The sequence below is a fragment of the Frondihabitans sp. GW821-FHT04F02 genome (genome assembly GCF_059420045.1).
Window position 1 is genome coordinate 134,062 of record NZ_JBWKSZ010000003.1, and the last position, 10,589, is coordinate 144,650.

At 69.9% G+C, this 10,589-nt stretch carries 7 protein-coding genes and 1 pseudogene; 3 read left to right on the forward strand and 5 right to left on the reverse strand.

Annotation, left to right across the window (positions count from 1 at the left end; translation table 11 throughout):
- Positions 1 to 20 precede the first annotated feature (20 nt).
- Together AC07TY_RS09285 and AC07TY_RS09290 are read right to left on the reverse strand one after the other, a co-directional pair.
- Positions 21 to 3,008, reverse strand: a complete 2,988-nt coding sequence (locus AC07TY_RS09285) for a UPF0182 family membrane protein (protein ID WP_494785135.1) — start codon at positions 3,006 to 3,008, stop codon at positions 21 to 23.
- 109 nt (positions 3,009 to 3,117) lie between these two features.
- Positions 3,118 to 4,242, reverse strand: coding sequence for a YlbL family protein (locus tag AC07TY_RS09290; protein WP_494785136.1), 1,125 nt, complete (start codon positions 4,240 to 4,242; stop codon positions 3,118 to 3,120).
- 151 nt (positions 4,243 to 4,393) lie between these two features.
- Here AC07TY_RS09290 and AC07TY_RS09295 point away from each other — a divergent pair, with 151 nt between their 5' ends.
- The gene (locus AC07TY_RS09295; protein WP_494785137.1) at positions 4,394 to 5,758 is read left to right on the forward strand and encodes a zinc-dependent metalloprotease; all 1,365 of its coding nucleotides are present in this window, start codon (positions 4,394 to 4,396) and stop codon (positions 5,756 to 5,758) included.
- A 305-nt stretch (positions 5,759 to 6,063) separates the two neighbouring features.
- Here the strand turns inward: AC07TY_RS09295 and AC07TY_RS09300 are convergent, their stop codons facing one another.
- Complete coding sequence (locus AC07TY_RS09300; RefSeq protein WP_494785138.1) at positions 6,064 to 6,282, reverse strand: hypothetical protein; 219 nt, start codon at positions 6,280 to 6,282, stop codon at positions 6,064 to 6,066.
- A gap of 99 nt (positions 6,283 to 6,381) precedes the next feature.
- On the opposite strand from AC07TY_RS09300, the pseudogene AC07TY_RS09305 reads away from it, so the two are divergent.
- Positions 6,382 to 6,666: pseudogene (locus AC07TY_RS09305) on the forward strand (hypothetical protein); the annotation flags it as partial.
- Here AC07TY_RS09305 and AC07TY_RS09310 read toward each other — a convergent pair.
- Together AC07TY_RS09310 and nudC are read right to left on the reverse strand one after the other, a co-directional pair.
- Positions 6,623 to 8,335: an ATP-dependent helicase gene (locus AC07TY_RS09310; RefSeq protein ID WP_123506178.1), complete on the reverse strand. Its 1,713-nt coding sequence runs from the start codon at positions 8,333 to 8,335 to the stop codon at positions 6,623 to 6,625. The pseudogene AC07TY_RS09305 and the gene AC07TY_RS09310 overlap by 44 nt on opposite strands.
- Position 8,336: 1 nt before the next feature.
- Positions 8,337 to 9,305: an NAD(+) diphosphatase gene (gene nudC, locus AC07TY_RS09315; protein ID WP_123506179.1), complete on the reverse strand. Its 969-nt coding sequence runs from the start codon at positions 9,303 to 9,305 to the stop codon at positions 8,337 to 8,339.
- Positions 9,306 to 9,427: 122 nt separating this feature from the next.
- On the opposite strand from nudC, the gene AC07TY_RS09320 reads away from it, so the two are divergent.
- Positions 9,428 to 10,429 carry a phosphotransferase gene (locus AC07TY_RS09320; RefSeq protein WP_123506180.1) on the forward strand — a complete coding sequence of 334 codons (1,002 nt, stop codon included), beginning with the start codon at positions 9,428 to 9,430 and terminating at the stop codon, positions 10,427 to 10,429.
- The last annotated feature ends 160 nt before the right edge of the window (positions 10,430 to 10,589 follow it).

Here is a 10,589-nt window from a genome sequence, read left to right on the forward strand (position 1 = left end):
GGATTCGGTCTAATCGAGGCCTACTGCGACGCCTTCACTGCGGCCTCGATGGCGGTCTGAAGCGCCTTGTCGGCCTCGGCGGCGGCCACCAGGTCGTTGGCCTTGTAGGCCGCAGCACGATCGTCGAGAGCCGTCTGCGCGTCCGCCAGGGCCGCCTTGAGGGCCGCGCTGGACGTGCCGCCAGAACCGGAGCCGGTGCCAGAACCCGAACCGGAGCCTGAGCCCGTGCCAGAGCCGGTGTTCGAGCCGCTCCCCGTCCCTGTGCCCGTGCCGTCGCCAGCCGACGGCACGCCGCTGTCACCGGCCGACGCACCGGCATTGCCGCCGAACAGCTTGTCGAGCGCCTCCTGCAGGGTGTCCTCGAACTCGATCTGACCACCGAACGAGACCAGGACCTTCTGCAGGATCGGGTACGACCCGCTCGAATTCGACTGGACGTACACCGGCTGCACGTAGAGCAGCCCGCCTCCGACCGGGAGTGTGAGCAGGTTGCCCTTCTTGACCGACGTGTCGCCCTGGCGCAGGAGCGCGAGCGCGTTCGCCACGTCGGTGTCGGAGTTGAAGCTCGCCTGCACCTGGTTGGGGCCTGCGACGTTGTCGTCCTTCGGCAGGGTCAGGAGCGTGAGCTTTCCGTAGTCGCTCGAGACGCTGCCCTTGGTGTTGCCGGCATCGGAGTTGGCCGCGAGATAGCCCGTCAAGACGTTCCGCGCGTTCGCCTCAGAGGACTGCTGCGGGATATACGTCGTATACAGCTGGAACGCGGCGTCTTGATCGGGCAGCTTCATCGTGAGGTAGTACGGCTGCTGCTCGGCCGAGGCGGTGCTCGTCGAGTCGGACGCGTCGCTGGGGATTGCCCACGCGTCGTCGCCCGAGAAGAACGACCCGGCGTCGGTCACGTGGTACGTGGCGAGGATCGACCGCTGCATCTTGAAGAGGTCTTCGGGGTACCGGACGTGGCTGAGCAGCGTGCCGCTCATGTCGGCCATGGGCTTGACCGTGGTCGGGAAGACCTTCTCCCACGTCTTCAGGATGGGATCGGTCTTGTCCCACGCGTAGAGGGTCACCTTGCCCGAGTACGCGTCGACGGTCGCCTTCACCGAGTTGCGGATGTAGTTGATCTGATCGGACGCGAACGCGCTCTGCGCGGTCGTCGTGCCCGCGACCGTGTTCGTCAGGCTCTGCTGGTCGGAGTACGGGTAGTCGTTCGACGTCGTGTAGCCGTCGACGATCCAGACCACGTGCCCGTTGACGACCGCAGGATACGGGTCGCTGTCGAGAGTGAGGTACGGGGCGACCTTCTGCACGCGCGTCTTGGGGTCGCGGTCGTAGAGGATCTGCGAGTCGTTGTTGACCGCGTTCGACAGCACGACCTGCTCCGACTGGAACTTGATCGCGTAGATGAGGCGCTTGAAGATGCTGTCGAGCTTCGGACCGCCGTCGCCGGTGTAGTTCGTCGTCGGGTTGCCGGTGTCGTCGGACGTACCCGAGGGGTAGTCGAGCTCGATCTGCTTCTTGGAGTTGCCGCCGACGATCGAGTAGGCCGGGTTCTGCTCGCCGAAGTAGATGCGGGGCTCGTAGTCGGAGGCGTCTCCGAGCTTGCCCTTCACCGGGATGTCGGACTCGAGGAACACGGGCGTGCCGTCCGAGGCGCGCTCGTTGCCGTAGGCCGCGACGACTCCGTAGCCGTGGGTGTAGACGAAGGTCGAGTTGTAGGCGTTGTTCGCCGAGCCCAGGCCCTGCGTGTTCAGCTCGCGGACTCCGATGACGGTGTCTTGCACCTTGCCGTCGATCGTGTAGCGGTCGACGTCGAGGTCGTCGGGGAACGAGTAGTACTGGCGCAGCTGCTGGAGCTGGGCGAATGTCTCCGTGACGAGGGACGGGTCGATGATACGGATGTTCTCCGTGGTGACGGCGTCGCTCGCCAGAGCCCCCTCGGTGGCGTCGGACTTCGCCTGGTAGGTCTCCTCCTTCACGTCCGAGACCCCGTATGCGTCTCTCGTCGCGTTGATGTTCCGCTGGATGTACGACGACTCGACCGTCTTGGCCGAGGGGTCGACGGTGAAGCGCTGGACGATCCACGGGTAGATCGCGCCGATGATGAGGCTGATGATGATCAGCAGCGCGGTGCCGATGACGGGCAGGCGCCAGCGGCCGATGACCGCGGTGACGATGAAGAGGATCGCGACGACGGCGGCGGCGTAGGCCAGGATCTGCTTGCCCGGGATGCCTGCGAACACGTCGGTGTAGGTGGCGCCGACGAAGCGCTTGTTGGAGCCGTCGGTCAGCGTCGCGTACTGGTCGAGCCAGAGGCTGACGGCCTGGAGGGCCAGGTACAGACCGGCCGTGACGGCGATCTGGATGCGCGCCACCTTCGAGATGCGGACCTCGCGACCCGAGAAGCGCAGCGCGCCGTACAGGTAGCTCGTCGCGAGCGCGGCGATCGCCGAGAGCAGCACGACGGCCGAGGCGAAGCCGACGATGCCCTGGTAGAAGGGCAGCGAGAAGACGTAGAAGCCGATGTCGAGGTGGAACTGCGGGTCGACCTTGCCGAACGGCGTGCGGTTGATCCACTGCAGGATCATCGACCAGTGGCTGGAGGCGGCGATGCCGCCGAAGAGGCCGAGGATGATCGGGATGCCGAGCATGACCGTGCGGCGGAGTGGCTCGATGACCTGCTGGTAGCGGTCGAGCTGGGAGTTCAGCTTCGCGTAGACAGGGCGGAAGCGGAACGCGATGTCGATGCTCACGTAGACCGGGACGGCCATGCCGAGGAAGCCGATGAAGAACAGCGAGACGCCGGTGATCCACTGGGTCATGATGACGCGCGTGTAGCCGAGCTGCTGGTACCACAGGTAGTCGGTGGCCAGCCCCGAGAAGATGAAGAAGAGGATCACCAACGCCGCGAGGATCGCGATGGTGACGAGGACGGGGACCCGGGGCGAGCGGCGCCCGGGTCGCGTCGACGATGAACGCGCAGGCCCGGACGGAGCTGATGCAGAGGAAGTCAAGAGGGTGCTCCTGGCTGGTGGAGAGGATGAGCTGTCATCCTATGTGCCCAACCTCCATGTCAGTCCGGGCGTACGTCAGCCTGTGGACAACCCCTGGACGAGCCGTGTGTCAGGACGCGGGGCAGGTCGGCAGCTTCGACGTGTCGCCCTTCGAGGCGACCGTCTCGAGCACGGTCACCGAGTCGTCGAGCGTCTTGACGGCGTAGACCGACAGACCCAACGGGATGTGGCCGGTCACCTCGTTGCAGTTGCTCTCGGGAGCGAGGAAGACGGTGGCGCCGGCGTCTCGGGCGCCGTACATCTTCTGGCGGATGCCGCCGATCGCCCCGATGGTGCCGCTGGCGGTGATCGTGCCCGTTCCTGCGACCTTCTTGCCGCCGTTGAGCTCGCCGGGGGTGACCTTGTCGATGACGCCGAGGGCGAACATCTGGCCGGCGCTGGGGCCGCCCACGTCGGCGAGCTTGAGGGTCACGGAGAAGGGGAAGGTGTAGGCGACGGTGGCGCCGATGCCGAGCAGGTAGCTGCCCTGCACCTCTTCGGGCGCGATCTTTACGGTCTTGACCGGGCCGGGGTCGGTCGAGCCCCCGGTCGTGTAGGTGATCGTCGCCTTCGCGCTCTTGTTCTTCGCGACGAGCGCACGGAGGCTGTCGACGTCGCTGTTCTCGGTCAGGTCGACGCCGTTGATCGAGCGGATCACGTCGCCTTTCTTCAGGACGCCGTCGGCGGGGCTGCCCTTCGAGACGGTGCTGACCGAGATGGAGGTGCCGACGTCGTAGCCCTCGTGGACGAGGGCGGCCGTGACGGCCGACTTCTGGCTCTGCTCCATGTCGATGGTGTTCTGCTGGTCGACCTGCGTGTTCGAGACGCCCGTCGGGTAGATCGCCTCGACCGGGATGACGGCCTTGCTGGGGTCGAACCAGGCGCCGACGATCTCAGCCCAGTTGGGGCGCTGCGTCTGGTTGCCGACGACGCTCACCGTCAGGAGGTCGAGGGTGCCGCCGGTCGGGTAGGTCGGGTGGCCGCTCACCGAGATCAGCGGAGTCTGCTTGCCGTCGAACTCGTTGGTGCCGAGGGTGTTGAAGACCGGCCCCGGCTGCTCGATCAGGTAGGGCGCGGGCAGGACGGACAGCACGACCGCGAGCACGACGGCGCCGCCCAGAAGCGCCGGCCCCAGGACTCCCCGACGACGCCGCGGGGCGCTGGGAGCGGAGGCGGGGGCGGTGAAACGAGCCAAGTCGGATGCTGCCTTTCAGGACACACGGGTTCGAGACGAGCTGTGGCCCGCCTCGGGAGGCTCCGGCGTGTTCGCCGTGGGCGCAGTCTCGGGCCCCGAGAAGCGGTGGAATCCCAGGCTCATCGAGTGGCCAGAGGCTAGCGTAGTTGCCATGTCTGAAGATGCGCAGCCGGGGCCGGACGACGAGTTCCGCGACATGCTGCGGCAGTTCCTGTCCGGCGATTCCGAGATCGACCCCGCCAAGCTGGTCGGGGCGGCGGGCCTGCCCAACGACCCGGCGTTCATGGCCCGGCTGATGAGCCAGCTCCAGGCCGCGGTGAGCCGGTCGGGCGACGGCATCGACTGGTCGCTCGCGACCGAGCAGGCCTCGGGCATCGGCTCGAAGTCCGCCGTGGCCACCGCGCCCGGCACCACCTCGGCACTCGAGCAGGCCTTCCACGTCGCGGCCCTCTGGCTCGACGAGGTCGCCTACGTGGCCGAGCTCACCGTGGCCCCCCGACTCATGACGCGCGCCGAGTGGGCCGCGGCGACCATGCCCGTGTGGAGCCAGCTCTCCGAGCCGGTGGCCGACTCGATCGCCGACTCCCTGACGACCGTCCTCCGCGACCAGGCCCCCGAAGAGATGCGAGAGATGCTGACCGGCGCCAGCCAGGTCATGCGGAACGTGGGCGGCGCCCTGTTCGCCATGCAGCTCGGCCAGGTCGTCGGGCAGCTGTCGACCGAGGTGGTCTCGGGCGGCGACGTCGGCATCCCCCTCCTCGACGACCAGCAGGCCGCGCTCCTGCCCCAGAACGTCCTCGCCTTCGGCGAGGGCCTCGACGTGCCCTCCGACCAGGTGCAGCTCTACCTGGCGGTGCGCGAGCTCGCCCACGCTCGGCTCTTCCGCCACGCCCGGTGGCTGCGCCTGCACCTCATCTCGTCGATCCGCGAGTTCGCCCAGGGCATCTCGATCGACACCAGCCGACTCGAAGAGCTGGCCGCCGACTTCGATCCCTCGAACCCCGAGGAGCTGCGCGAGGCCATGGCCTCCGGTGCGCTGATCCCGCCGAAGACCGACGAGCAGATGGCTGCCCTGGCGCGCCTCGAGACGACCCTCGCTCTCATCGAGGGGTGGGTCGACGTCGTCACGGCCAAGGCGACCGAGCGACTGCCGAAGTCCGACGCCATCGCCGAGATGGTCCGCCGCCGCCGCGCGGCCGGCGGCCCCGCCGAGTCGGCGTTCGCCACGCTCGTCGGCCTCGAGCTGCGGCCGCGACGCCTGCGCGAGGCGGCCGCCATGTGGCAGGCCGTGTCCGACGCCGTCGGCGGCGAGGCGCGCGACGCCCTCTGGGCGCACCCCGACATCGTGCCGACGAGCGACGACATCGACTCGCCGACCGGTCTGATCGCTCGCCTGACCTCGACGGAGCCGGCACTCGACGACGTCGACCGCGCCATCGAGGACCTCCTCAACGACGTCAGCGACGACCGACCGCGCGAAGGCGACGACGGATCGGCCGAGGAGCCCAAGGCGTAGCCCAAGCGCACGCCGCGGGGCCTGTGGACAGACGGAGCGGCGCGGGCAGGATCCGGGCCACCATTCTCGGATGGACATCCGCTTCGACCCCCGCCTCACCCTCGTCTGGCGCGACCCGCAGACCCTGCAGATCGGCGTCGACCGCCCCCGCGTGGTCGTCGCCGACCTGACCGCGCGCGACGAGCGGATCGTCGCCGCGATCGCGTCCGGCCACGGGCGAGCCGGCACAGCCGTTCTGGCCCAGCAGATCGGCTGCCTGGAACGCGAGGTCGTCGAGCTGCTCGAGCAGCTGGCGCCCGCGCTGGTCACGACGCGCGGTCGTCGAGCTGCTCGAGCAGCTGGCGCCCGCGCTGGTCACGACGCGCGCGGTGCCGGCGCCGGTCGTCGAGCTCGCCGGCGCCGGCGACGTGGCGGACGATGTCGCGGAAGTGCTGGGCGAGTGCGGCCTGGAGGTACGTCGCCGGTCGGGTGACCTCGGTGAGGGGTGGCCCGTTCCTGCGCTCGGAATCGCCATCGGCGACCACGTGCACGACCCCGTGGTCTCGGGGGCCTGGCTACGGCGCGATGTCCCGCACCTGCAGGTCGTGGTCGGCGACTCCCTGTGCCGCGTCGGCCCGGTCGTCGTGCCGGGCGAGACGGCCTGCGCCCACTGCCTCGACCTCTTCCGCGCCGAGGTGGACGACAGGTGGGGCGTGATCGCCGCTCAGCTCTGGGGTCGACGCGGCACCGCGCCGGGGCCAGTGCTGCGGAGGGAGCTCTCGTCGAAGATCGCGCGGCGCGTTCTCGCCGAGGTGGGCGATGGCGACGGGCCGCCCGACGTGGATCGCGCCGATCTCGAGATGGTCGAGCTCGACACGGGCCGTGTCACGCAATCGACGAGCCGACCCCATCCGGCGTGCGGATGCGCAGCTCTTCCAGAAAACGACTCGGCCGGCGCTCCATCGTCGCTCGGCTCTGCCCCTGCCGCGCCCACGACAGGCTCAGCCGCCGGCGCGCTCGCGTGACCCCGACGTACAGCAGGCGTCGCTCCTCGTCGACCGCCTCGAACGTCTGGGCGTAGCTGATCGGCAGCAGCCCCTCGGTGAGGCCGACGATGTAGACGCTCTCCCACTCGAGCCCCTTGGCCGAGTGCAGGGTCGCGAGCGTGACCGCCGCCATCGTCGGCTCGTGCTGGCTGGCCTGGCGGGCGAAGAGCTCGTCGACGAACTGGCGGAGGGTGGTCTGCGGGCCGGCGGCCTCGGCGAGGCCCATGAGGGCGTTGAGCGACTCCCATCGGTCGCGCACGGCACCGCGCTGCTCGGGAGCCTGCTGCAGCCAGCCCAGCGAGCGAAGCACGTCGCTGACCGTCTTGAACAGCGGCTCGTCGACGATGCTGATCGCCGCGCCCTTCAGCATCATCATCGCCTGCTTGACCTCGGCCAGGTCGAAGAAGCGGGCGCTGCCGTGGAGGCGGGTGGTGACGCCCAGGTCGTCGAGGGCGCGCTCGAGAGCGGGTGCCTGCACGTTGACGCGGAACAGCACGGCGATGCTCTCGGGAGCGGCACCGGCGCGGATCTCGGCCGCGATGCTCTCGGCGACGAACCGTGCCTCGGCCGAGTCGGTGACGTGATCGGTGACTCGCGGCGCCGGCCCCGGCTCGGTGTCGACGGGGTGCAGGTGCAGCGCACCGGGCCTCCCCCGCATCAGCTGGTTGGCGGTCTCGACGATGGGCCGGGCCGAGCGGTAGTTCTGCTCGAGGCGGAGCACGTCGGCGTTGGGATGACGCGAGCCGAACCCGAGGAGGTAGTCGGCCGAGGCGCCGGCGAACGAGTAGATGGTCTGGCTGGCGTCGCCGACGACGCAGAGGTCGTTGCGATCGCCGAGCCACAGGTCGAGGAGGTCGTGCTGGAGCGGCGAGACGTCCTGGTACTCGTCGACGACGAAGAAGCGGTACTGCTCGCGCACCTGCTGCGCCACCCGAGGTTCGAGCTCGAGCATGCCGGCGGTCGCGAGGAGGACGTCTTCGAAGTCGAGCTGGCGTCGGCTGTCCTTCAGGTCTTCGTAGGCCTTGTGCACCGCCACCGCCTGGTCGACCGACACGTTCTGGGGCAGGCTGCGCGTCGGCAGGGCCGCCTCGTACTCCTCGTAGGTGAGGCGCGAGACCTTGCGCCACTCGATCTCGGCCGCCAGGTCGCGGAGAGTCGCCGTGTCGAGGCGCAGGCGCAGCGTCTCGGCGGCGTGGGCGATGAGCTTGGCCTTGCCGTCGACGAGCCGCGGCATGGTGCCGCCCATCGTGTCGGGCCAGAAGTAGGCGAGCTGCGACAGCGCGGCCGAGTGGAACGTGCGGGTGCTCACACCCCCGGCGCCGAGCGCGCGGAGACGGCTGCGGAGCTCCCCCGCCGCCCGCTTGGTGAACGTGAGCGCCATGACGCGGTTCGGCGCGTAGACGCCGGTCGCGACGCCGTAGGCGATCCTGTGCGTGATGGCCCGCGTCTTGCCGGTGCCGGCGCCCGCGAGGATGCAGACCGGCCCGAGGAGCGTCTCGGCGGCGCGGCGCTGCTGCTCGTCGAGGCCGGCGATGAGATCGGCGGCCTCCACGTCAGTCGGCGATCTCGGAGCCGTACCAGTCTTCGATGATCGCGCGGGCGATCGACGACCGGCCGGGCAGGATCACCTCGTCACCGGCGGCGATCAGCTCGTCGCGGGTGAACCAGCGCAGGTCGACGATCTCGGCGCCGTCGGGCTCGAGGCTGCCGGGGTTCGCCGCGTCGACGGTGGCGCGGAAGCCCAGCATCAGCGACGCCGGGAACGGCCACGGCTGCGACCCGAGGTAGACGGCGTCGTGGACGCGCACGCCCGACTCCTCGAAGATCTCGCGCTCGACGGCCTGCTCGAGAGACTCCCCGGGCTCGACGAACCCGGCGAGGAGCGAGTAGCGGTTCTTCTCCCACATCGCGTTCGACCCGAGCAGCAGGCGGTCGTCGGCGTCGGTCACGCCGACGATGATCGCCGGGTCGGTGCGCGGGAAGATCTCGTGGCCGTCGTCGGCGTCGACGAGCACCCACCCGCCCTTGGTCGAGACGAGCGGGCGCCCGGTGCGCGGCGAGAAGCGGTGCGAGGCGTGCCAGTTGGCGATCGCGATGGCCTCGGTGGCGAGCCCGGCGTCGCGGTCGCTCAGCTCGGTCGCGAACATGCGCAGGTTGCCCCACTCGTCGGCCGATGCCACCGCCTCGGCCTGCTCGTCGGTGAGGATCGCGGCGAGAATCGGCGTGCCCACGGGTTCCGGTGCATCGTCAGCCGTCGACAGCCCCAGGTAGATGAAGTGCGCGGTCGCAGGAACGTCGGCCGGCGCCAGGAGGGCCAGGGCGTCGTCGCCGCGGAACAGCGCTCGTCCCTTCCACACCGGGAGCACTCGCGTCGCCGAGTCGCCGAGCAGGCGGGCGAAGAGCTCCTCGTCGTCGCGCGCGAGGTAGTCGCGGTCGATCTGGTGCCGAGAGAGCGGGAGCTTCGCCGAGAACGACGCCTGGGAGCCGGAGTCACGTTGCGGAACCGTGGGGCGTGCAGGCATCCGACCACCAATCGTCTGGGATTCGCTGTATTCGCGAGCTGTGCTTGTTTGAGGCTGTGCTTGTTTGATGATCGTGCGTGGCGGAGGCCCGGAGATCGCGTCCTCCGACCTACCCTTGCGGCATGGCCAGATCCCACCTCACTCTAGCCGCGTTGGCGACCGCAGCCGTCGCCGACCTCGACGTCCGATCGACGGGGCCGCACGGCTCAGTCGGCGCGGGCGACTTCGACTCCGCGCGCCTCGCCGGCGGCGCCGGAGAGCAGTGGATCATCCGCGTTCCGCGCACCCAGCGTGCCGAGGCGGTCCAGTCGGCCGACCTCGTCGCCCTCCGAGCTCTCAGCCCGGGCGTCCGCGGTCGCCTGTCGTTCCAGGTGCCGGCGTACCGGGGCCAGGCGCCGGTCGCTCAGACCCGTGCGATCCTCTACGACTTCGTCGACGGCTCGCCCCTGTCGGTCTCCGACGTCGTCGTCGGATCGGGTCTGCCGTCCGCCGTCGGCGGTGCCGTCGCGGCGATCCACTCCCTGCCCACGAGCTTCGTCACCGACGCCGGACTGACCAGCCACACGCCGTTCGAGGCGATGCGGTCGTCGGCCAGCGTCGTCGACCGCGCCGCCTCCACGGGCCTGCTCCCGGCGGCTCTCCTCGAGCGCTGGGAGACGGCGATCCAGGACTCCCAGCTGTGGCAGTTCCAGCCCACCGTCATCAACGGCTCGCTCGAGTCGTCGTCGGTGCTCGTGTCGGGCGATCGCATCACCGGGATCCTCGGCTGGCAGGAACTCCAGATCGCCGACCCTGCCAAGGACCTCGCCTGGGTGCTCGGCGCCCCGACGACCGACGCCGTGGACGCCGTCTTCGACGCCTACGCCGCGGCCCGCGGCACCAGCGAGCGGCAGCTCCGGAACCGCGCGACGCTCTACCACGAGCTCGACCTCGCGAAGTGGCTGCTCCACGGGACGCACACGAAGAACGCCGACGTCGTCGACGACGCCGTCGAGATGATGTCGCGCCTGGTCGACGCGGTCCAGCACGACGAGGAGCGCCCGCTCGTCGTCGGCACCACCGAGGCGCTCGACGTCGACGGGGTGGCTGACCTGCTCGCGGCGACGGAGCGCCACCGGCCGTAGCGGGTCGGCGTCGCCGCCGTTCGCCGCTGCCGGCGGCCGGCCCGCCGTCGCCGGCCCGCCGTCGCCGGCCCGCCGTCGCCGTACCCGCCGCCGCGGAACCCGCCTCCGCCACGCCCGCCGAATCGGCACAACCCCGCAGAAGGTTCGGCGGGATCCTGCC

Excerpts from the sequence above, each read along its gene's own strand:
- AC07TY_RS09295 (WP_494785137.1), top strand. The coding sequence starts at position 4,394 with ATGTCTGAAGATGCGCAGCCGGGGCCGGACGACGAGTTCCGCGACATG.
- nudC (WP_123506179.1), bottom strand. The coding sequence starts at position 9,305 with ATGCCTGCACGCCCCACGGTTCCGCAACGTGACTCCGGCTCCCAGGCG.
- AC07TY_RS09320 (WP_123506180.1), top strand. The coding sequence starts at position 9,428 with ATGGCCAGATCCCACCTCACTCTAGCCGCGTTGGCGACCGCAGCCGTC.